Source organism: Cohaesibacter marisflavi (genome assembly GCF_900115225.1).
In the GTDB taxonomy this organism is placed as follows: domain Bacteria; phylum Pseudomonadota; class Alphaproteobacteria; order Rhizobiales; family Cohaesibacteraceae; genus Cohaesibacter; species Cohaesibacter marisflavi.
Map to the genome: position 1 here is coordinate 322,171 of NZ_FOVR01000003.1, position 21,975 is coordinate 344,145.

Below are 21,975 nucleotides of genomic sequence, written 5' to 3' on the forward strand. Positions count from 1 at the left end.
AGCGTATGTAATACTACTTGGTGTCTTGCATTGCGATCCAAGAGGTCTACTTTGGCATTCAGGAGGAGAAATAGTTTCAATGAAGTGCAATTAAGGATATTGCCATGCTTAACAAGATTCTCACTCTGATGCGTGAAAACGAAGGGATGACCATTCATGAGGTTGCCAGCAAGCTGAGCGTTTCGTCCGAGGCTGCGCTGGATTACGAACTCGGCAAGGTTCGTCCGACACCAGAGATCATCAAGAAATATTCCGAGATTTTCGGCGTCCCGGTTTCCTCAATCATGTTTTTCAGCAAAGAAGATGACGACGGAATTCTGTCTACTGAATCCCGCATGTTCTTCGCTGACAAGATGGTTACACTCGTCGAAAGGCTCATGCAGTCCCGAGGTCACAAGCGGGCGCATTCTGCCTGACAATCCGTCCGATAATCAGTCGATCCGACTTTCTTTAAGCCCCTTCCCCTGATTGTTCTGCTGTCTTCCAACCCTTTGGGTTTCACTCTCTTCGCGATTGGAAGAAGAACTTGAGAAGTTCAGCACTCTGCCGTTCACTGATGCCGGAATAAACCTCCGGTGCATGGTGGCATATTGTCTGGTTATAAAGCCGGGGACCGCTTTCGACAGCGCCGCCCTTGATGTCTGCAGCGCCATAATAGAGGCGTCTGATGCGGGCAAATGATATGGCGGCCGCACACATGGGACAGGGCTCAAGGGTAACATAGAGATCGCAGTCTGGCAGGCGCTGGCTTCCAAGCTTTGCGCAAGCTTGACGGATTACCAGGATCTCGGCGTGGGCCGTAGGATCATTGTCCGCAATGGTCCGGTTACCGGCCCGCGCCAACACCTCCCCGTCATGCACCAATATGGCTCCGATGGGCACCTCGCCGCAGCTTTCGGCCTTGCGGGCTTCTTCCAGCGCCATTTCCATGAAACTTGCCTTGCGCTCATTTACCGTTTCAGAAGGCCCTGCGCCGGCTGTGGGATGCTCCATGCCAGTTCCCTTTGCTCGCTTTTACTCGTTTTTGCCGGGTTTGTTAGTCCTACCGACAAAATCTGACAGCTATGCATGAGAGGCAAGTCTTTTCTTCTCGCCTTTTCTCAGGGAGTTGTGGTAAAGGCTTTCGCCATGGAACGCAAATCTGCTCAAAATGGACCCCGTTCTGCCGACGCGACGTCGCCAGAAGGCTCCGAAAATGCGCGCCGGGATGGCGCCCATCGCAACAAATCCGCATCAGGCTCTTTCAAGGGCGGCATGCGCAAAGGTGGCTCTAACAAATTCGGCGACAAGTTCGCTGGCAAATCCGGAGGCAAATTCTCCGGCAAAAAGGGCTTTGGCAAGAAGCGCGACGATAGAAGCGCTGACCGCAAGGAAGGCTGGTCGCCGAGCGTGGATGCTCGCCGCGAGACCCCTCAAGAGAGAAGCCTGCGCCAGACTGGAGATCGCCCAGACCGCAGTGACCGCAGCGACCGTCCGGCTCGCAAGGATCGCGGAGACTGGAACAATCGTGGTGACCGCAACGAGCGGCGCAGCGACGATCGGCGCGGCAACGGCCCGCAACGCGAAGGCGGTTTCGACAAGGGACGCCGTTCTGCTGGAGGCGGAGCTGGTGGCTTCAAGGGCAAGAGCTATGCCTCATCCCCGCGCATGAGCGGACAGAAATTCTCCAAACCATCAGACGACAGACCCAAAGGCCCGGCTTACACCCCGCCTACGCGCGCATTGGAAGAAGGCGAACGCATCGCCAAGATCATGGCACGCGCCGGTCTTTGCTCACGCCGCGATGCTGAAACATGGATCAAGGAAGGCCGCGTTTCCGTCAATGGTAAGGTGCTGGATACCCCAGCGGTCAACATCCATACCAAGGACAAAGTTCTGGTCGACGGCGCGCCATTGCCAGTGCGTGAGCGCACGCGCCTGTGGCTCTATCACAAGCCCAAAGGTCTGGTGACCACGACCTCCGATCCGGAAGGACGGCCAACCGTCTTTGAAAAGCTGCCGCAGGGCCTGCCACGGGTCATCACCGTGGGACGTCTTGATATCAATACCGAAGGCCTGTTACTGCTGACAAACGATGGCGGCCTTGCACGTGTTCTCGAACTGCCAACCACCGGATGGCTTCGGCGTTATCGCGTGCGTGCCTATGGCCGGGTGACGCAGGCCCAATTGGACACGCTGGCCGATGGCATTGCGCTGGAAGGCGTGCTCTATGGCTCGATTGATGCGCAGCTTGAGCGCGAGGTCGGAGACAATGTCTGGATCACCGTGGCACTGCGCGAAGGCAAGAACAGAGAAGTAAAGAAGGTACTCGGCCATCTAGGGCTTGATGTGAACCGTCTGATCCGTGTCTCCTATGGCCCGTTCCAGCTTCTGGATCTGGATGAAGGCAAGGTGCAGGAAGTCCGAGGCCGCATCCTGCGAGATCAGCTTGGTGCGCGCCTAGTGGAAGAGGCCGGCGCCGATTTTGATGCTCCAATTCTCACGGAAGTCCCCAAGGAAGAGCCCAAGCAGGAAAAGAAGGACGACCGCAAGAAGTCAGGCGGCGCCAAGGGTGGCTATCTTTCTGCCAAGGAAGGCGCACGCGTGATTGCCGGTCAGAAAGGCGCCAAGAAGCGCTTTGATGATGATGATCGCGGTGATCGCAGAGGACGCCCTGATCGCGGAGACCGTCCTGATCGCGGAGACCGTTTTGCCAAAGGGGATCGCCCAGACCGTGGCGATCGCAGAGATCGCCGTGATGGCGATGATCGCGGTTATGATCGGCGGGACAAGCCAAGCTATAACGCCATCCCTTATGCCGAACGCAAGCCGTTTGACCCAAGCGCACCACGCCGCACAAACTATGTGTATCGCGAAGAAGGTGCCGACGGCAAAAAAACGGGTGAACGCTCTGTACGCAAAGTGGGTGGACGGCCGCAAAAAGCCGACTTGATGGATCCGAATGCACGGATCGCCAAGAAGGGCGGCAAACAGGCCGACAGCGGTAAATTTGCTGGCAAGCGCGGTGGCAAGTTCGGCAATGGACCGTCTCAGGGCCGTTCGGACAATCGCTTTGGCGGCCGTTCCGATGATCGCTCGGGTGGTCGTTCCGAGGGACGCTCCGGCGGCAAGTTCGCGGATCGCTCCGGCGGTCGCGGTGGCTTCAAGGGCGGCAAGCCACGGGGTGGCGGCTCTGGTCGCGGATCCCGCTAAGGCAAATATCACCTATGGAGAGGGCGGAACCGCCCTCTTTTCTTTTTCTTTCGTGTTTCTTTTCGTCATCAGGCATTCAAAATGAGCCTGATGACGCTTGAACCCCATATCAAGCCCAGATGAGGATTCCAGCTCATGCGCATTGTTGGTGGTCGCTGCAAAGGCAAGCAATTGGCAACTCCGAAAAGTCAGGCCATCCGGCCCACAACGGATCGGGTGCGGGAAACCCTGTTCAACATTCTGGCGCATGGCTATGACAATGCGGTCGAAGGTGCACGGGTGCTGGATCTCTTCGCGGGAACCGGTGCACTTGGCTGCGAAGCGCTTTCGCGCGGTGCCAAGGCGGCCTTGTTTGTCGAAGAAGGCGTGGAAGGGCGCGGCTTGATCCGCACCAACATGGAAACACTCGGCCTGAATGGCGTGGCCAAAATCTTCCGGCGCGATGCCACCAAGCTGGGAGAGGTCGGCACGATGGAGCCCTTCACTCTGGTTTTCATGGATCCTCCCTATAACAAGGGGCTCGGCGAGCAGGCGCTTGCCAGCGCCGCAAAGGGCGGTTGGCTGGAGCCCGGGGCGCTGGTCATCTGGGAAGAAGATGCCAAGGCAGCGCTTACGATTCCAACCGGATTTGAACAGCTGGAAGAGCGCTTTTACGGCGACACCAAGCTGATGTTCCTTACCTATAAAGGCTAACCGACACCAAGGCAAAGGCGAGCCCTCTTGCGCCTGTCAGGAAGAGCAAGCCATCGCGCGTACCTGTCGTGTCACGACCGCTCTTCTGGCTTATCCTTTTAGCACAATTTTCTCGGACATCTCTCTTTTAAGTCCTTATACTTACAAGCCATTCCCCATTTCTGTCCAAAATTGCGCAAGGCATGTGGACAGCTTGTTCAAAGTTGCGACAATAGAAAAAGCGGGCCTGTTTTATACCAGTACATTACTCAATCTTAAGGCCCTCACCTCATTGTGAGAGACATATGACACACGTGCCGAAAAGAGCGCGCAATGAGGAAACTTGCCGAGCATTCCCTGCCAACCAAAAACAGGCAGGGCCCAGATCAACCGGGCCTGAAGCATTATGCTCTGGTCGGGGCGTTTTTTGTTTTGCTGACCCTTGGCGTCATAGTCTTTGCGTCTCTCCCGCGCGCTCTTGGCAACAAGATCGTCGTGTTTGTTCCTCCATGGTCTTCGCCAACCGCTGCTGTTGAAGTCATCGCAAGAGCGGGCGGCGCATTTGTTGGCATGGGAAACAAACCATGGATCGCAATCGGTGTCTCTGAAGAGCCGGGTTTCACAGCACGGCTCTATCATTCAGGTGCCTGGTTTGTTGGTAGTGGCGAGGCCTTTTCGGCCTGTTTGCCAGCAAGCCTTGTGCGACAACGCACTCTTCAGGCGTCTTACGCAAATGGATCAGTTGAATAAGGATAATAACGGGCAAGCGTCATGACCGATCTTAACAGCATCAGAGCACAATTTCTGAAATTCATCATTGGGCTGCTTTGGCTCAATGCGGCCCTTGCGGCCATCTTTACGGTTGCACTGGAGGCCAACACCGGCTGGATCGCAACTGCGGTCGCTGTAGTTGGCGCAGGCGTAACCACCCTCTCCGCTCTCAAGAGCCGCGCCTCGATCCTCACCCAAGATCTCAGCGCGGTTGCCTTGTCTTCACAAGTCGCACTCATTGTCTATATTTTCGCCGAACACCCCTACCAGATCGACTGGCATATGTATTTCTTTGCCACGCTTGCGGTTTTGGCGGGCTGGTGCAACTGGCGGACCATCATGGTGGGGGCCGTGGTGGTCGCAGTACATCATTTGCTGCTCAACTTTGTCTACCCGATGGCTGTTTTCCCGGGGGGAGCAGATATCGTGCGCGTGCTCATGCATGCCGCCGTTCTTATCTTGCAGGCCGGTGTTCTTGTCTGGCTGACAGCGACGCTTGCCAAGGTCATCACAACCGCAAACAGCGCGATGGAGGAAGCCAACGCCCACCGCACAACGGCGGATTCTTTGGCCAAAGATCAAACCGAGGCGCAAGAGCGAGAAAAGGCACGCTCCGCAGCCGTTGACGCGTTGGTTGACCAGTTCCAGTCGAGCATCAGCGAAATGCTGGATCAGGTCAGTAACCACAGCAACAGCTTGCAGTCATTTTCGGAGAAAATGGCCCAAAAGACGGAGAGCACTCTCAATCGCTCTCGCGAAGTTGCCCAGGCATCAACTGACGCCAGCACCAATGTGGAATCCGTGGCTGCATCGGCTGAAGAATTGGCAACCTCAATCGACCAGATCTCGTCCCAGATCAGCGAAACCCAGCGCGTGGTGACTGAAACCTCTCAGGCAGCGCAAAGCACCAACGAAAAGGTGGCCAGCCTTGATAGCGCAGCCCAGCGCATCGGTCAGGTCGTAACCCTCATCAAGGATATCGCCGAGCAGACGAACCTTCTTGCCCTGAACGCAACCATCGAGGCTGCTCGTGCTGGCGACTCAGGCAAGGGCTTCGCAGTGGTCGCTGCCGAAGTGAAGGAGCTAGCAACCCAGACCTCGAAGGCGACCGAAGAGATTTCGACCCAGATCAACGACATTCAGCTCTCCACCAAGGAAGCCGTTCAGGCGATTGAAGAGATCGCCAGCACGATGCAGAATGTAAACAGCTACACCAGCTCGATTGCCGCAGCGGTTTCCCAGCAAGGAGATGCCACTCTTGAAATCAGTGCAAGCGTGCAGAAAGCAGCGCAAGGGACCACGGCCGTCGACAGCAACATCGATGAAGTGACCGCCTCGGTGTCCGAGACGTCTGACAATGCCCGCGATGTTTTGCAGAGCTCTCTGGATATGGTCAAGGAAACAGACAAGATCCGCGATCGCATCGCCAGCTTCCTACAGTCTGTGCGGGCCGCCTGATCTGCCCGGACATTGAGGAGCATATTCACTTCAAGGGAGCCCTTTGGCTCCCTTTTTTGAGCATCTGTCGCTTTTGGCTTTGCTCCCGAAACACAGAATGCTAGCAGCCCGACCGATGGCTCGCCGGTTTCTGCGTCCAACAAAGAGATTTGGACACTTTTGATATCCTTGTAATAAAGACTTGAATTCATACTGGTTCAAACAGATAATCGTCTAGATCAGTCACTGAGGCAACTTTTGTGTTGCTTGATGCATTCCCAAACTGTCCCCCCGCTCTGAAAGCCATACCATGCGCCTCTCCGGTCCCTTCTATGCCCTCTTGGCCGTAACGATCTTTGCCGGTCAGGATACCATCACCAAGGTGATTGGTCACAGCTATCATCCGGTTCAGATTACCATGGTGCGCTATTGGGCCTTTGCGCTGTTCGCCATTCTATGGGCACTCCGCTCACCCAAGGGATTTCGCGAGACGATCCATACCAATCATCTTGTTCTTCAGATCGCACGCAGTTTTCTGCTGGTCGGGCAGATCATCATCTCCATTCTGAGCTTTGCCTATGTGGGACTTGCGCTCAGTCAGGCCATATTTGCCGCCAGTCCTCTGGTTGTCGCCATTCTCTCGGTCCCTCTTCTGGGCGAAACGGTCGGCTGGCGCCGCTGGGTTGCGATTGTCATCGGCATGAGCGGCATGTTGCTGATCATCAATCCCTTCGGGCAAGAACTAACCTACTGGTTCTTTATGCCCGTGCTCTGCACCATCACGTTGGGCTTCTATAATATTTCAACGCGCATCGCGGGGCGTCATGATCCGGCCAGTGTCAGCTTCTTCTATACCGGCATCATCGGTCTGATCGTCACCAGTATCATTGGCCCCTTCTTCTGGTCCCCAGTGACACCCACCGACTGGGCTTGGCTCATCGGGCTGTGCCTTACGGGTGTGAGCGGGCATTATTTCCTCATCAAGGCGTTGGCCCTTACCGAGTCCGTCACGGTGCAGACCATCACTTACTTCCAGTTGGTTTACGAACTTTTCATTGGCTATTTCATCTTCCAAGAAAACATTACGATGGCCATGCTGACGGGCAGCGCCGTTGTCGTGGCTGCCGGTTCCTTTACGATCTGGCGTGAGCACAGCCTCAAACGAGCCAGCGAACGGGAATTGCGCGCGGCAGCCCGAGCACAACTTGAGCGTTGATCTGTCATAGTTTCGCCGTCTGAGTAAGCGACACTACCCGTCCGACGTCGAATAGATTCCCGTTTCTATATACTGCCTAAGTCTATGCCGGATCTTGCTAATTCCGGTCAATCCTTGATCCCTGTCAAAGCAGTTGGTCAAACCAAGGCGGCATAATTTTTATACAGGGATATTGCTCCGGCCTGTTTTTAAAGAAACGGGGCCGGAAAAGACGCAAAGCAATAGAACAACAGGGTCATGGGAGCCATCCTGTCGGCCCGGCATATAGAGGAGCCAAACCATGGCCATTAAAGACGTAGTCTGCATTTTGGACATTGAAACGGATCTCACGACAGCCACCGTACAGATCGCTAGCGAGCTGGCTTCGCAGATGGATGCCCATCTGACCGGCGTCGCCCCGCTGATCGAGCCGGTTGTTCCGGCGCTCATGGTGCAACCAGTCCCTGACCAATTCATCACAGACGCACGCAACCGCGCAAAGGAAAAAGCAGAATCCGCCATTGAGCGCTTTTCCGATTATGCCAAAGTCAACGGTCTGCCGTTTGAAACACGCATCCTGGACATCATGCCTGGCGGGCTGGACACCTTACTCAATCATGCTCGCATGTGCGATCTGATCGTTATCGGGCAGGATCATCCGGACCGTCCGGAGCCGTTGCGCGTGGACCTGATAGAGGCCGCCCTGTTCGATTCAGGACGCCCCATCATGATCGTGCCCTATGTCGGCGTTGAGGCCTTCTCGGCCAAGAAGATCATGGTAGCATGGGATGGCTCGAAAACCGCAGCCCATGCGGTCTATGCCGCCATGTCCATTCTGGAAAAGGCTGAAGAGGTGGAAGTCGTCATGGTGGACGCGGAAAAACTCCACTTGCCAGGCGATCCGGGGGCCGATCTTGCGGTCTATCTGTCGCGCCACGGCGTCAATGTCTCGGTCCAGAAGATCGCCTCGACAGAGGAAGGGGTTTCCGATGCGCTGATCAAATATGTCGAAGCCAATGGCAATGATCTTGTTGTCATGGGCGGCTATGGACACAGCCGTGTTCGCGAATTCGTGCTTGGCGGTGCCACCCGTGGAATGCTGGAATCCATGCCTATTCCGTGCCTGATGGCCCACTGATCATTCCTGATCTTTGCCAAGAAGAGACAATGACAAAAAACCCGGTGCCACACAGACGCCGGGTTTGCTTGTCTTGCACAGCAAGCTTGTCGTTCATTTGAAAAAGATGGCCCAGCTCAAGACCAACTGGATCAGAGCAAAAATCGGCAGCCAAGTATGGCGCAATTGTTCCACTGACATCAATTGCTTGATCTCATCCTGCTTTTTCAGGCGGCGCTCTACGCGCTCCAGTCTTGTTTCGACCGCAAGGCTCTTGAGGTGAATATCTTCAATAGGGGCAACCTGATGAAGCAGCATATTGATCTGCTCCTTTAAGTCTCCCATCTGCTTGGCGACCATTTTTGCATCGGACGAATGCCCATAGTCAGCAGCCCGGATCTTATTACCCAAGCTATTGATATCAGACCTGATCCTTCGGATCTCGTTAGTAAACTCTTCTGGTTCCACTGTTGGCCTCCCAGCAGCAATTCCACGACTTTTCGTCAGGTTAGCAGCAAGGTTTTAAATTTTTGTTCATACGCTTCAACTTCTTGCCACAAAAAGAAAAGAAATTTATTAAATAATCTAAGCTCTATAAAATTCCCACATAAATAATTCAATTAAAATTGCAGATTTCAATTTAATAAACAATCCTTTCTCTATTAACAAAACCGCCAATTATTTTAAATTTACTTTTGATCGCGCCTATCCGACGCATTTATTTTCGTTAACGATAATTTGAAAATCTCCTTGCAGATTGTTCAGCTTTTCAGAAAAAGGCCCACTGCTCTGATTTTGAGACCAATACGTGCCTTATACTTCTGGTCAAGTTGATGGGAAAGTCTTTGAGAATCGAACAACTTTCACAGAAACTGGAAGCTGCAAGAGTTTCAGGCACATGCCATTGACGACGCTGTGTTCACATAGGCAAAGGCTCCGATTTCAAATGAGCAGTTTCAACCTCGATGTATTCTTTCGCCCTCGCAACGTCGCCCTTATAGGCGCCTCCTCCAAGCAAGGCAGCATCGGCAATGCGCTGGTGCAAAACCTGTTGGAAGGGCGCTACAAGGACAAGCTCTTTCTGGTCAATCCCCGAGGGGGCGAGCTGGAAGGCCTGCCGCTTTACAAATCCGTAGAGGAGATTGACGCCAAGATCGATCTTGCCATCGTTGCAATTGCTCCGCCTTCGGTGGTTGAAACAATCGAGCAGTTGGGCAAAAAGGGCTGTCGCGGTGCCATTATTTTATCCATTGCCATGGGCTCAGGTGCAGGCTCTCTGGCCGAAGAAGCCGCCAAGGTCGGTGCGCGCTACCATATGCGCCTGCTCGGCCCGAACACCATCGGGGTGCTGTCCCCTGCAGCGGGGCTCAATGCATCCTTCAGCCATGTGCCCGGCCTCTCAGGCGATCTGGGACTCATCTCGCAATCCAGCGCGATTGTGACCTCTGTTGCCGAGTGGGCAAGCCATAACAATGTGGGCTTCACCGGACTGGTGGCGCTGGGCGACAAGGTCGATGTCGATATCGCCGATATGCTGGACTATTTTGCTATGGATGCCCGCACCCGGGCCATCTTGCTTTATATTGAGAATATCAGGGACGCTCGCAAATTCATGACCTCGGCCCGGGCAGCTGCGCGCGCCAAACCGGTCATCCTGATGAAGACTGGACGGCATCCGCAAGGACTGGCCGCCGTTGCCTCGCGCAAGAGCGCCTTGGCGGGTGCTGACGAAGTCTATGACGCTGCATTCGAGCGTGCCGGCATGCTTAGGGTCTACAGCTTGCAAGAGATCTTCTACGCCGTTGAGACGCTCACCCATACCCGCGCACTGAAAGGGCCCGATCTGGCTATTGTGGCCAACAGCAACGGTGTTGGTGTGTTGGCGGTTGATCATCTGGTGGAACAAGGGGGCAATCTGGCCACTTTGAGTGAAGAAACGATTGCCAGCCTAGATGCCATCCTGCCCGAAGGCTGGTCGCGCAACAATCCGGTTTACATCGTGACAGATGCGGATACGGATCGCTACAAGGCAGCCCTTGGTGCGGTGATGGATGACAAAGGTGTGCATGCCGTGCTTGGCTTGTTCTGCCCCTCAGCCATCGGCTCAAGCGAAGATGCTGCCCGCGCAGTGGTTGATCTGATGGCCGAACGCAAGAAGGTTGGCAAACGGCGCGTTCCCGTGTTTGCTGTTCGGCTTGGCGGCGGCCCCGATCTGGTCAAGCTATATGAAGACGCCGACATTGCCCATTTCGAAACACCGGCCGACGCGATACAAGGCATTTCCTATGTTCTGCGCCATATGAAGGCACAGGATCAACTTATGCTGATGCCACCCGCGCTGGGTACATTCCAGCCCGATTATGAAGAGGCACGCACGGTCATAGATGAAGCTCTGATGGAAGGGCATGACTGCCTCGATGCGGTGGATGTCTCCAAACTCCTGAAAGCCTACGGATTGCCAATGGCAGCCTCTCATGCAGCCAGCAATGCCGTGGAGGCGGCGCAATTGGCCGCGCCCATTCTCTCGGCATATGGCGCTGCCGTCGTAAAGATCGACAGCCCTGATATCCGCTTCAAGTCCGATATTGGCGGGGTGGTTCTGGGCCTAACCAACACGGGCGCAGTGGCCACAGCCGCTCAGCAGGTTCTGGAACGGGCCAAGGAAGCCTATCCGGATGCCGATATCAAAGGTGTGACCGTCCACCCGATGATCCGTAAGCCCCATGCCATCGAACTGCTCGCGGGCATGATGGTGGATGAAGTCTTCGGTCCTGTCATGGTCTTCGGCCGGGGTGGCACGGCGGTGGAGGTCATCCGCGACAAGGCACTGGCCCTGCCGCCGCTTGATCTGCTCTCTGCACGGGCGATGATAGAGAAGACGCGGGTCAATCGCCGCCTTGAGGGCTATCGCGATACAGCGCCCTGTGACAAGGGGGCTCTGGCTGAAATGCTGGTGCGCATGAGCCAGATGATTTCCGACTTTCCGGAAATTCAGGAGCTCGATTTCAACCCCGTATTGGCAGATGCCAATGGCAACGTCATCGCGGACGCCCGCGTGCGGGTGGCCCAGGTTGATGCTCATGAGCATCCCCATAAACGCTTTGCCATCAAGCCCTACCCCAGCGAATGGGAGCAGGAACGCACTCTCAAGGACGGACGCATTGTTTTCATCCGCCCCATGCGGCCCGAGGACGAGGCGCTTTTTCCTGCCTTTTTTGATCGGGTCACAGATGATGACATGCGCCTGCGCTTCTTCTCATCGGCACGCAGCCTAAGCCACGCCTTCATTGCCCGGCTGACACAGATCGACTATGCCCGGTCCATGGCCTTCATTGCCGTCGACCAGAAAAACGGCGAGATGCTTGGCTCGGTCCGGTTGATGGGCGATGCAAACCACGAGAAAGGCGAATATGCCGTTATGGTTCGCTCCGACCTCAAGGGTCTGGGAATGGGCTGGATGCTGATGAAACTCATCCTGGCTTATGCCGAAAAGGATGGCTTCAAGGAAGTGGAAGGCGAGGTACTACGCTCCAATCAGACCATGCGACAGATGTGCGAAGCGCTTGGCTTTGAAACTCACATGGATCCGGACGATCCCGATCTGGTGCGCATGATTTTCAAGGTGCCGGAGATCTCGAAAAGAATCGCCAAACTGATCTAAGTCTTATGCGCGAAAATTGCCATAGCCAGACATGACAAACGGGAGTGCAATGTTGGGGGACAATTGCACTCCCGTCCTTTAGAAAAGCAGTTTGGGAAAACAACCGCACTCGCTTTCCCCGCTCTTCATGGCTGTCTTTCTTGCGCCGGGCTCTCTGTTTCAATTGCTAAATCTGGCAAGAAGGCAACCGCATCTTTGCGGAAACTCGGGGGGCTATTCCTGGCAGTTTCCTTTTCAAAGACATAAGAAGCATCTTGATTCGCACTTTTGGTCACGTTGACATGACTCAAAACCAACCCCAAAGTTTATGCAAAATATTCTGCCTCAAGGTGTTAATTCACAGGATTATGTGTCAGAATTGTCTAGAATAGACCGCATTCATACCGATTAGATACCATTTCAGACTGTCTCGACGGTTGATACCTGAAAGGTTAGAAGCTCCCCATCTTCATCCTTGATGGACACATATTCGCCCGGCACGAAGACGTGTTTGCCGAAGCGATAGCCCGCTTCCACATCTTCTTCGCCGTCAATATCATAAGTGAAAGCCCAACTGCCGCCAGGGCGATGAACCAAATGCCCATGATCATCATCCTCCCCTTCCCAGAAGCGACGGACACGACATGGGTCCCGATTGGCGCGCCAGCTTTCGGCGTCTATGAATCCCTCTTCATTCAAAGGTGCGACAAATTCATAGCCATGCTGTGCGCTGCCGTTCGGATAGTCGGCGTTGCGCGCCAGATTAAGACGAATCTTTTTCATGATGCCAGTGGCCATTTTCAGTTCCTCCCTTGTGTTTCAGCCTGATTTGCTGCCTCCTTGTTTATAACCATTCTTAACTTACTGGCTGTAACGCTGTCGATTACCCAATCAGAGATAGAATTGATATGCAGCGTGATCGCTGCTTATTTAACGACAACGAAACAATCGGTTTTACCCCCTAAATCATACTACAAATTACAGCATAAAACGATGACAATACTTATGCATTTGTACTTTTTACTTATCTTGATTTCCATCAATGCATGTCTAAGCCATCATGGCCAAACTCCGGCCCGACCTCTCAGTGCTCATTTGGTGTGGTTTTACAAGCATTGAGAGATTTTACCCCAAGTAAAAGGCGATCAGGACCAGATCCAATGGGCATTGAACGTTCCCAAGACAGACGACCAGCTTCAGTGGGCAGAGGCCCCGAACCTGAAGGTGCTATCGGCAAAGCCGCAGCGCTTGTCAAAGACCGCTACCAGTCTATTCAGGACAGGGTTGTGGCCTTTTTGGGCGACCCGCACAGCTATGGGCTTGATGAACCTGTCGAGCGATTGGAGACGCCCCAATTCCTATTTTTCATGGCTGGTCCCTTCTGCTACAAGCTGCTTCGCCGCAATGCGCTTGGCCGCAGCGAACCTTTTTCGCTGGCCCAGCGCCACAGCCTTGCCGCACGCGAGGTGCTGCTGGGGCGCAGCTACGCGCCGGAACTTTATCTCGATCTTATTCCCATCCGCGAGCGCGGCACGACACTGACCATGCAGCTGCCTCTGGCTGACGCCATGACCAACAGTGCCGAGCCTATCAGCCACGGAGACGAAAGTGCCATCGTGGATTGGGTTATTGTTCTGCGCCGCTATGATTTTTCAAAACGCTACGATCATTTCGCCGAGATCTATCAGCCCAACTTCTCCGAATGCCGGGAATTGGCAAGGCTAGTACCGCAAGGCCAGACATTCGAGCATTCCAGCGCCCATGTGCAATCATGGTTGATGCTCATGGATGAGATGTTCGATGATCTGGAACCGGTGGTTCGCAAGTTGGCCAAGAAGTCGCGCAAAACCACTCTGCGCGCCTGCTTCAATCGTGCTCAGGATCAATTGGATCGCATGAAAGAAGCGATCTATCGACGTGCCGAGCGGGGGCTTTTCGCCCAGATTCATGGCAATCTGCGCCTGCGCAATGTGGTCAAGCTGAGTGATGGACTGCGGATGGTCAATCCCAAGGTCAATGGCTCCAAGAGCCTGATGCGCGACCATATCGGTGATCCGTTCTACGACCTTGCCACTCTGATTGGAGAATTGTGGTCGCGGGGCTTTTCGCGTCAGGCCAACTGGGTCTTCTCGCACTATTGCAACCGGCTGTTTGACAGCCATGCTCTTGAAGGTCTTCAGGTTCTGGATCTTTACATCTTCCTGCAGGCGCTTGCCGATGCCAAGACCATCAAGGCCACTGTGAATGCCCGAAGTACATCGGATGATCCGTCAATTCCTTCGGCTCTTTTGCGCGGCGGCACCGAGGAAAGTGTGTTGCAGGGTCATATGAAAACCGCTCGCGACAGTCTGCTGCACGACGAAGCTCGGCTGATTGCCATCAATGGTGCCAGCCAATCAGATCGCTCCAATCTGGCCCGCATGCTCGCACCGATTACCGGGCGCATGCCCGGCGCACTTTATCTCTCCGCCGAGCAAGAATGTCTTGCTTTGTATGAAGTAGACAGCAAGGACAGGCTGCCCCAGTCAGCCCTGCGCGATTCCGTCTGGGATCTTGTCTATCGACGCATGATGGAAAAAGCCCGTCTGGCGCTCACGGCCGGTTATTCGGTCATTCTTGAGGGACCATTCGACCAGCCGATCCACAGCGAACAGCTGGCCGATCTGACGGAAGATATGGGGATATCGGAGTCGTTTGTCGCTCTCAGCCTGCTCAAATGCCGTCAGGAGGACTTACGCAGACGTGAGGCGCTCTCGGCCTTCTTGCCACACCGAGAGGGGCATGCGCTCTTTGCTACCCCGGCCACAGGAAACAAGCAAACACAAGGCCAGTTGAAAGGGAGAGAGCCCATCCGCTGGATCGAATTGGATGCAACAAAACCGGTGAGCGATCAAGTGAGCCTTGCCCTTTGCCATATCAATGCGGCCTGGACACCGACGGAACGCAAAACCCTGCACTGAGCTTTTTCTGGTCAACCAGCGTGCGTGCTGTTTGAAACCATCATTTGCAAGGTCGCTCAGGCGGCCTTGCTTGCACTGCGCTGTTCTTTGGTCTGCCTTTTTCTAAAGCGGCACCGCAGCTGCGTTCCGGCCTGATGCGCACTCGTTATGGCAAATTCGCCCCCCATGGCCCTAACGAGCCGAGAGACGAGAATAAGCGGCAGGATCTGCCCCAGTCCCAATTCATCCAGAGCACGGTCTTCTGACAGAGGATCACGGATTGCGCGTATCTGACGGGCAGACAGGGCGGTTCCCGTATCAAGGCAATCGAGCACGACATACTGCCCAGAGCTATGTTCCTTGAGTTCCAGGCGAACCGGGCTTGCACTATCGCTAAGTTGCCTGTTGAACGCCCCTTCCACGGTCAAGGTGAGAATGCGAGCAAAGGCATTGGCATCGCCGCTCACCTTAAGCCCCTTGCTTACCGCGCAATCAATCTGCAAAGGCCTGTTGCGCACTTCTGCGATGGCCTTTATGCGTGATGCCTTTTCATTCAGCAAAGCCGCAATATCGCAAATATGGTCGCGAGAGAAGAAGCCGTCCACCTGCGCTTCTTCCAGATCGCGCATCATCTCGATCTGGTGTACACCATGAGACAGAATCTCGGCGGATGTGATGACGATATTTTCCAGCTCTGACAATTCTGCCTGCAGCGGGATGTGACGGGCCAGCTTCTTGATGTCATTTTCAACCGGAGCCAGCAGCTTCTCCACGGCCTCCTGTCCCCAGAGCAGAAAACGCTCGCCGCCCAGATCTCCCCCGTCACCAGACTTGAGGATATCTTCCAACAACATCAGGATATCTTCGGCTTTTACCCGCACACTGTCTTCCGCCAGCCTGATACGGGAGACCATCGCGGCGCCCTGTTTCGGGCTTACGCTCGTGGAGAGAATTCTGTCCGTGGCCTTGCTGGTCGCATCATGAAGCTGGACGATAGCGTCGCTGAATTTGGCTGCAATTCTTGCCAAGCGAGTGTTGCGCTCGCCTTTCTGCCAATCTGCGCGATGGTTATAATGCATCACACTGGAAATGATGAAGTCTGGTTCACTGACAAAGCCGAAATGAGAAACCGAAAGGCCTCGTTTTTCCTCGACCTCGCCCACGCGCAACCCGACGGTAAGCTTCAAGATCAGGCCGGCGATCAGGGTAACCCCGAAAGCCCATGCAGCAATCGCACTGATGCCGATCAACTGGTTGATGAATTCATTGGCTAGCGAGGGGCTGGCGCCCGGTCTGGCGAGCGGTGCCATCAATCCGCCGACAAGGCCACCAGACAAAAAGGCTGAAATCAACTCCCCCGGATCATCTACTTCGATGGCGGCGAGAATGCGGTTGAAGCTGACTGACAACGTCCCTGCCAGAATTCCGATAAGAGCTGCATCGACCGGTTCAGCAAAAGAGGCCACGGCCGTCAGAGCGACGGTCCCGGCTAACACCGATGTCGACACATTCTGTGTCATCTCGCTACGCTTGGCGATCATCGGCAGCAAAGACCCTGCCAGGGTAGAAAACGCCACCCCGATCAGCATAACGTAAAATGCCGCAGTCATGTCTTCAAGGCTTTGCGCCTTCATAACAGCCAGCGTAATGGTCGAGGTGACAATCACGATCATGCCCATGCCATACCAGGTTGGGCTCTGCCCACGCGGACGCCCAACCTGCATGGGGAAGCGTCCAAGGCGTGGCCCCAGAATGAGAGAGACGGCAAGGCCAACAAAGCCAGCAGAAACGAAAATTACAATCGCGCCGCCAACATCTTCAAAGCCGCTTGCAACCAACCACCCCTGCCCATCGAGGCCGGAATGCATCGACCAGTGAGCGGTTACCGGGGCAACCAAAACTGCGACAGCCCCGACCAAAAGATTTCCGATATGGAAGCTGCCACGCTCGACCATACCAGCTGCGGCAGCAATCGGAGGAACGGAGAAGAGCACCAGGAGATGGAGATCCGGCTCGCCCTGTAGCAGATCCTTGCGTTGCATGAAGCCCTTGGTCGAGCCGATCAGGCCGTTGATCGTTTCCCCGCTATAGAGCCCGTAACCGATGACCCAATAGGCAATAATGGAGATACAATAAGCCGAAACCATGCGCAGGAAGGTGTCCAGCTCGTTGCGATATTTCACTCGCCCCGACAGCACCATTATCAGCCCCATCGGCAAACCAAGCCCGGCAATAGACATGAACATTCGGGCAAATTCTAGCATTCGGGGTCTCTAATATTTCAAGGCGTTAACATGCGCGGGTGCTTACGATCAGGTGTTTCCTGAGGGTTCAGAACGCAAGCCTAAAGGATTATGGTTAGCTTTACGTTAACCATGAAATGCGCAACCGCAGCGCATATGCCCCGCTGACCAGGCCGGGCCAAACGATCAAGCAAAACCATCCGGGATCATTCGGGCTTTATCTGCTGGCCGGCTTCATCAGCAAGACCAATGAGGCTATGCTCGCCATTCTCTGCGATGCGCATCATGCCAAAACGCGCTTGGCTGAACGCCGCTCCATGGCCTTCCTGAAAGAAGAAGGACCGGGGCATCAGCCGGATTGGGTTGAAACCGCCTGATGCATGAAATTCAAAGCTGATCAGGCGCTCATTCTCCGCCAGAGTTTGGCCCTTTTTATAAAAGCGGGCGAAGCTGGCTTTGGCTTGTCCATCAAGCCGCAAGACCATTTGGCCGGAGCCATCGCCGGGCGCCTTTTGCCCCTCGTCTGTCTTGCGTATCTCCTGCCAGGCCGCATTGGCCTTTTGCGCAAGGGTATAGCGCAAGTCCATATAGTCCCCCTGCATGAGCGAGCGGGGATCAACAGGCGCCAATTCCAGCAGGATCAATTCGCCATCGCGGCGCAGACTTTCCCGCTCGAAAACGGAATAGTTGAGGATAGCCAGAATGAGCAGTAGCGCCAGCAGTATGAGATGTTTCCTCATGTCCCAGCCCCCCTTGCCTTGCCGGTTTGCCTATACCAGCCGCGCCAATAGATATAGCCCGAGGCGAGCAGCAAAAGCGCGCCCGACACAATCAGTATCATGGATTTCTGTAGCAGTGACAGGTCCAGATTATAATAATAGAGAAAGCCGAAAAACAGTGCGAACAGCAACCCTAGCAGAGTGTGTCCGGGGCGATGGGTGGCAAAGCCGAGGATCATCAGTCCGATCGCCAGTATGATGCCCGCATTGGAGAGCAGTGCCAATGCCACAGCGCCCAGTAAGCTGGCCACGACCGGCTCACGACCAAGGCTGCCTTTGCGCCCGGCGATCCAGACAATCAAGGCAATCAGAGCGAGAGAGAGCGTTATTTCGACGGACCAGCGATAGCCGATCCCCAGAAAGGCTTTCACTTCTTCGGAGACATCCTGCCATGCTTCATGACCAATGGAAACAAAACCCTGTATCACGCCAACCGCAAGACAGAGAGATAGCAACAGCGCGTCATAAAGACTTGTCAGCTTCTGGCGCACAAGAGGCCAGCGCAGGAAGGACGCCAACGCCAGGATATGGGCGATGAGCATCATGACGAAGCCGGTGAGTTCAAACTGGTCAGACCAATCCACCAACAGGCAGATCCACAGCGACACCAGAAAGGCAAAGCTGGAGACAAAGCGCTCGATTGAAGAGGGAAAGGCCAGAAAACTGAGCAGCATGATCAATCCAAGAATGGCGGAAACGGTCCAGAACCAGCTAATTCCGAACGCATCATGAACGATTTGCGCCAAGCCGGCCACGAGCGCAACCTTGCCAGCCTGCAACCAGGTGAGCGCCAGTTGGATATAGAAATCCCTTGCCAGATTAGTCTTGCGCACCCCGTGTGCATGCAACAGCGCCGACAGGCCGATAAATACCAACCCATTGATGCTCAGGCTCATATCGCCAAGATCGAACAGGCCAAACAAATAGAGGAGATAGATGAGCAGCAGCCCTGAGATGACAGCCCCGACTGCGCTTAGGGCCCGCAGATAGAGCGGCGCTTCTTTCTTCTCTCTGGTTTTGATGACGAGAATGTCCCGTCTGATATCGGCCAGATCTTCATCATGGACCAGCCCGCGCGTTTGCAGAAATGAGACCCATTGCGACACCTGCGGGGCATCTATCAGAAAGCGATAGCCTTTATTGCCTTCAATCATTGCCCCACCTCCCCGCGATCAATGCCCAGCGCCAACAGGTGGCGCAAATATCCAGCAGCCGCTGCAAAGCAGATGATGGCTGATATGGCGGTAAAGAATGTGGTGCCCAGTGAGTCAAACAAATTGTCATAGAGCAGAATAGCCAGCCCCATGACCACGAGGATGCAGATCATCAGGAATTCCATAGCCAGCGCCGGAATATCGGGACGCCAAAAGCGAAAGGCGAGAAACAGCACAAGCGTTATCACTCCGGCCACCAGAGCTGATAGCACAACCTGCAGACTGGCGGTTTCCCAGTTGGCGATCCATATCATCAGCGGAGGGAAGAGAAACACCAGCATTCCGGCCAATAGCAGCCAACGCGTCCACTGGGGCGAAAGCCAGTGAAATGCTTCGCTTTCCGGGCCATCTTCGTCTGGCAGGAGCCATTCGCGCGCAAGAAGAACAAGGCCGATCATCAGCGCATGGATGAGATAAAGGGCACTCGTATCATCCTTTCTGAGCAAGGGGGTGCTGTCCCACCAAAGGTAAAAGGCCAGATTGATCAGGCCCAACCAGAGTATCCAGAGCGGCAGAAACCGCCCGATCAGGGTCCAGAGAGTGATCAGGGCAGCCCAGAGCGCGAAGAGCTGCCAGGCATCGGCGCCGGTCTGATAGATCTGACCAAAGACAGCCAGAAAGACACCGGTCAGCACCGCAGCAGCCATCAGCAACAGGCGCCCTGCAAGATTTTCGCGCGATAAGAGCCATGCACCGAACGCGCACAGAATGATGCCAGCCTCAATGAGAGCCAGCTTGGCCAAGTCCGGAATGGACGCCCAGTTGAAGGCGAAGAAAAAGATAATGCCGGTGAGCACCAGTGCTATCCCGAAGGCCATCAACATGACCATGGCCCAACGTGCCCACAGGTGAGCAGGGTGCAGCCAATTGAGACTCTCAAGACGCACATCTGCACTGATCGTGCCTCTTTGTGACAGCTCGTCAAGCAAATGGCGATCAAGCGCCACGCCCTTGAGCCTATCGGGGTCTATTGGGCCTTCCGGCTGGCGATCCATGGCAGCGACGATCCTCTTGTCCTGAGGTGGAACATTCAAGTGAGGCATCATCACCTCATGAATCGGGCCTTTTCAAGAATATTCGGCACAGCGCCCGCCGCTGTCAGACCTTTGGAGGGACCAGGGGGTGCCCGCAGGCTACTGCGCTAATGCATTTTCCCTGTCTCTGCGCTCTCTCCAGCGCTCTGTGAGGATGGTCAACAGCATGGTAATCGAACTACCGACCATGAAGCTACCAAGCAGCGCCAGAATGGAGCCATCGTAGATTTGCCCCATCAGGGTGGCAATGGTCATAGCGATGAGCGTCGAGACAGCTCCAACCCAGGCCGACGCCATACCGGCCACATTGCCCACCTCTTCCATGGCGAGGGTATTCATGTTGCCAAACAACAAGCCGGTGCAAAAGAAGAGCGGGCTGAAGATGACAAACAGCATCCACAGCTCAGGCACGAAACCAAAAGGCATGGTGCAGGCAAGGCCAAGGGCTGCAATGATCGCCATGGCGATCAGAGCCCGCCGAACCAGATAGCGCATACCGAAGCGCAACACCAGACGGCTATTCATGAAGGAGGCAAACCCGACAGAGAAGGCAAGACCGGCAAAGGCAAAGGGAAACAACGTCCCCAGTCCGTAGGTGGACTGGAACAGATGCTGTGCCGTGCTCAGATAGAGCATAAAAGGCCCCTGCACGAAACCAGCGGCAACCATATAGCCAAGGCAGCTCGGCGTGGTGAAGATCACCTTGCTGCCGCGCCACAGGTTGGATGGCGTGACCTTGATGCGCCGCGAAGGATGCAGCGTCTCATTCTGGCGAAAGCCCAACCACAGTCCGCCGATGGTTGCCAGCAGAATGAAGGAAAAGAAAACCGAACGCCAGCCCGAGATTGCCATGATGGTCTGACCGGAAATAGGCGCAAGCGCCGGAACGAAGATGAATAAGCCCATCACAAAGGACATGATGCGGGCCATTTCGCGCCCGGCATACAGGTCGCGAATAAGCGCGATCATCACGATGCGCGGCCCAGCAACCCCGAAGCCCTGCAAGAAGCGCCCCAGCAGAAGCATCTCGAAACTGGTCGAGAACCAGCTCATCAGATTGCCGATAATGAAGATGACCAGCCCAATGAACATGCCGCTCTTGCGCCCGATCTGATCGGACAGCGGTCCATAGATCAATTGACCGATCGCCAGACCGGCAAAGAAGATGGTGATGATCTTTTGCAATTCCTGCGGGCTGCTATGGCCGAACTCAGCGCCAATAATGGAAAAGGCCGGCATGATGGAGTCGGTGCATAGCGCTGCCAGCGACATCAGCAATGCCATCAGGATGATAAATTCCACAAATGGCATATTGGGTTCGGCGATATGCGCCGTTCTGGCACTTCGAGTCTGATTGGCAGCGGCCCCTGCATCGTGCAGACCGTTCTGTTTTGTCATTACGGAGGTCCTTAAAATCCTTGGATCGGAATATACCGGAAAGGAAAGAGATAGAGTCTGAATGGCAATCAATTCGGCCGCGAACAACAACGGGGGTGACCAGGCATCATTGGCCTAATCGGCAAAATCACGCCCGTCTGCCATTGCTGCGACGCAACAGGTCTTAGCATTGGCAACGTGGCAACACCAGCCCAAACTGAAAAGCTTCAAAATCGCCATTTTTAGCGGAAGAGCCTCAGCCAGTGGCCCGACGTAAACCGCATGGATCTTTTCACGGCCCCTCAGATGCCCTTGCCGTCCAACTCTTACGGTCTGCTTTCCTTGTTTGAGAGAACATAGCCTCG

General features: G+C 54.9%; 17 protein-coding genes. 9 read left to right on the forward strand and 8 right to left on the reverse strand.

Annotated elements, in window-relative coordinates; all coding sequences use genetic code 11:
- Positions 1 to 104: 104 nt before the first annotated feature.
- Positions 105 to 416: a helix-turn-helix domain-containing protein gene (locus BM258_RS08220; RefSeq protein ID WP_090070988.1), complete on the forward strand. Its 312-nt coding sequence runs from the start codon at positions 105 to 107 to the stop codon at positions 414 to 416.
- Between the two features lie 82 nt (positions 417 to 498).
- Here BM258_RS08220 and BM258_RS08225 read toward each other — a convergent pair whose 3' ends face one another.
- Entirely contained in the window at positions 499 to 993 is a 495-nt protein-coding gene (locus BM258_RS08225; protein ID WP_210186694.1) for a nucleoside deaminase, read from the reverse strand.
- 135 nt (positions 994 to 1,128) lie between these two features.
- Here BM258_RS08225 and BM258_RS08230 point away from each other — a divergent pair, with 135 nt between their 5' ends.
- The 6 genes from BM258_RS08230 (at position 1,129) to BM258_RS08255 (ending at position 8,405) form a co-directional block, all read left to right on the forward strand.
- A complete protein-coding gene (locus BM258_RS08230; RefSeq protein ID WP_244544635.1) occupies positions 1,129 to 3,192 on the forward strand; it encodes a pseudouridine synthase in 2,064 nt (687 codons plus the stop codon).
- Positions 3,193 to 3,327: 135 nt separating this feature from the next.
- Positions 3,328 to 3,885: a 16S rRNA (guanine(966)-N(2))-methyltransferase RsmD gene (gene rsmD, locus BM258_RS08235; protein WP_090070990.1), complete on the forward strand. Its 558-nt coding sequence runs from the start codon at positions 3,328 to 3,330 to the stop codon at positions 3,883 to 3,885.
- 312 nt (positions 3,886 to 4,197) lie between these two features.
- Entirely contained in the window at positions 4,198 to 4,614 is a 417-nt protein-coding gene (locus tag BM258_RS08240) for a hypothetical protein (RefSeq protein ID WP_090070992.1), read from the forward strand.
- Positions 4,615 to 4,635: 21 nt separating this feature from the next.
- Positions 4,636 to 6,093, forward strand: a complete 1,458-nt coding sequence (locus BM258_RS08245; RefSeq protein ID WP_090070994.1) for a methyl-accepting chemotaxis protein — start codon at positions 4,636 to 4,638, stop codon at positions 6,091 to 6,093.
- A 289-nt stretch (positions 6,094 to 6,382) separates the two neighbouring features.
- A complete protein-coding gene (locus BM258_RS08250) occupies positions 6,383 to 7,288 on the forward strand; it encodes a DMT family transporter (RefSeq protein WP_090070996.1) in 906 nt (301 codons plus the stop codon).
- A gap of 280 nt (positions 7,289 to 7,568) precedes the next feature.
- On the forward strand, positions 7,569 to 8,405 hold the full coding sequence (locus BM258_RS08255) for a universal stress protein (protein ID WP_090070998.1): 837 nt from the start codon (positions 7,569 to 7,571) through the stop codon (positions 8,403 to 8,405).
- Between the two features lie 93 nt (positions 8,406 to 8,498).
- Here the strand turns inward: BM258_RS08255 and BM258_RS08260 are convergent, their stop codons facing one another.
- Positions 8,499 to 8,795: a hypothetical protein gene (locus BM258_RS08260; protein ID WP_139229237.1), complete on the reverse strand. Its 297-nt coding sequence runs from the start codon at positions 8,793 to 8,795 to the stop codon at positions 8,499 to 8,501.
- Between the two features lie 535 nt (positions 8,796 to 9,330).
- On the opposite strand from BM258_RS08260, the gene BM258_RS08265 reads away from it, so the two are divergent.
- A complete protein-coding gene (locus BM258_RS08265) occupies positions 9,331 to 12,045 on the forward strand; it encodes a bifunctional acetate--CoA ligase family protein/GNAT family N-acetyltransferase (protein WP_090071002.1) in 2,715 nt (904 codons plus the stop codon).
- Positions 12,046 to 12,444: 399 nt separating this feature from the next.
- Here the strand turns inward: BM258_RS08265 and BM258_RS08270 are convergent, their stop codons facing one another.
- The gene (locus BM258_RS08270; RefSeq protein ID WP_090071004.1) at positions 12,445 to 12,822 is read right to left on the reverse strand and encodes a hypothetical protein; all 378 of its coding nucleotides are present in this window, start codon (positions 12,820 to 12,822) and stop codon (positions 12,445 to 12,447) included.
- 362 nt (positions 12,823 to 13,184) lie between these two features.
- Between BM258_RS08270 and BM258_RS08275 the strand changes: the two genes are divergently transcribed.
- Complete coding sequence (locus tag BM258_RS08275; RefSeq protein ID WP_090071006.1) at positions 13,185 to 14,984, forward strand: P-loop nucleotide/nucleoside kinase family protein; 1,800 nt, start codon at positions 13,185 to 13,187, stop codon at positions 14,982 to 14,984.
- Between the two features lie 56 nt (positions 14,985 to 15,040).
- Here BM258_RS08275 and BM258_RS08280 read toward each other — a convergent pair whose 3' ends face one another.
- The 5 genes from BM258_RS08280 to BM258_RS08300 all read right to left on the reverse strand — a co-directional run bounded on the left by BM258_RS08280 (position 15,041) and on the right by BM258_RS08300 (position 21,631).
- Positions 15,041 to 17,227 (reverse strand): hypothetical protein, encoded by a 2,187-nt coding sequence (locus tag BM258_RS08280; protein ID WP_090071008.1) that lies wholly within the window; start codon positions 17,225 to 17,227, stop codon positions 15,041 to 15,043.
- Between the two features lie 185 nt (positions 17,228 to 17,412).
- A complete protein-coding gene (locus BM258_RS08285) occupies positions 17,413 to 17,946 on the reverse strand; it encodes a GDYXXLXY domain-containing protein (RefSeq protein WP_090071010.1) in 534 nt (177 codons plus the stop codon).
- Positions 17,943 to 19,139, reverse strand: coding sequence for a DUF4401 domain-containing protein (locus BM258_RS08290; protein ID WP_090071012.1), 1,197 nt, complete (start codon positions 19,137 to 19,139; stop codon positions 17,943 to 17,945). The genes BM258_RS08285 and BM258_RS08290 overlap by 4 nt, the downstream gene beginning before the upstream one ends.
- Positions 19,136 to 20,233: a DUF2157 domain-containing protein gene (locus tag BM258_RS08295; RefSeq protein ID WP_210186695.1), complete on the reverse strand. Its 1,098-nt coding sequence runs from the start codon at positions 20,231 to 20,233 to the stop codon at positions 19,136 to 19,138. Before BM258_RS08295 ends, BM258_RS08290 begins: the two co-directional genes overlap by 4 nt.
- A 99-nt stretch (positions 20,234 to 20,332) precedes the next feature.
- Positions 20,333 to 21,631: a multidrug effflux MFS transporter gene (locus BM258_RS08300; protein WP_090071016.1), complete on the reverse strand. Its 1,299-nt coding sequence runs from the start codon at positions 21,629 to 21,631 to the stop codon at positions 20,333 to 20,335.
- Positions 21,632 to 21,975 lie beyond the last annotated feature (344 nt).

Bases quoted from the DNA above. Each gene is read 5' to 3' on its own strand.
- BM258_RS08255 (WP_090070998.1), top strand. From the start codon at position 7,569: ATGGCCATTAAAGACGTAGTCTGCATTTTGGACATTGAAACGGATCTC.
- BM258_RS08300 (WP_090071016.1), bottom strand. From the start codon at position 21,631: ATGACAAAACAGAACGGTCTGCACGATGCAGGGGCCGCTGCCAATCAG.
- BM258_RS08230 (WP_244544635.1), top strand. From the start codon at position 1,129: ATGGAACGCAAATCTGCTCAAAATGGACCCCGTTCTGCCGACGCGACG.
- BM258_RS08290 (WP_090071012.1), bottom strand. From the start codon at position 19,139: ATGATTGAAGGCAATAAAGGCTATCGCTTTCTGATAGATGCCCCGCAG.
- BM258_RS08270 (WP_090071004.1), bottom strand. From the start codon at position 12,822: ATGGCCACTGGCATCATGAAAAAGATTCGTCTTAATCTGGCGCGCAAC.
- BM258_RS08245 (WP_090070994.1), top strand. From the start codon at position 4,636: ATGACCGATCTTAACAGCATCAGAGCACAATTTCTGAAATTCATCATT.
- BM258_RS08225 (WP_210186694.1), bottom strand. From the start codon at position 993: ATGGAGCATCCCACAGCCGGCGCAGGGCCTTCTGAAACGGTAAATGAG.
- BM258_RS08285 (WP_090071010.1), bottom strand. From the start codon at position 17,946: ATGAGGAAACATCTCATACTGCTGGCGCTACTGCTCATTCTGGCTATC.
- BM258_RS08250 (WP_090070996.1), top strand. From the start codon at position 6,383: ATGCGCCTCTCCGGTCCCTTCTATGCCCTCTTGGCCGTAACGATCTTT.
- rsmD (WP_090070990.1), top strand. From the start codon at position 3,328: ATGCGCATTGTTGGTGGTCGCTGCAAAGGCAAGCAATTGGCAACTCCG.
- BM258_RS08240 (WP_090070992.1), top strand. From the start codon at position 4,198: ATGAGGAAACTTGCCGAGCATTCCCTGCCAACCAAAAACAGGCAGGGC.
- BM258_RS08220 (WP_090070988.1), top strand. From the start codon at position 105: ATGCTTAACAAGATTCTCACTCTGATGCGTGAAAACGAAGGGATGACC.
- BM258_RS08265 (WP_090071002.1), top strand. From the start codon at position 9,331: ATGAGCAGTTTCAACCTCGATGTATTCTTTCGCCCTCGCAACGTCGCC.
- BM258_RS08275 (WP_090071006.1), top strand. From the start codon at position 13,185: ATGGGCATTGAACGTTCCCAAGACAGACGACCAGCTTCAGTGGGCAGA.
- BM258_RS08280 (WP_090071008.1), bottom strand. From the start codon at position 17,227: ATGCTAGAATTTGCCCGAATGTTCATGTCTATTGCCGGGCTTGGTTTG.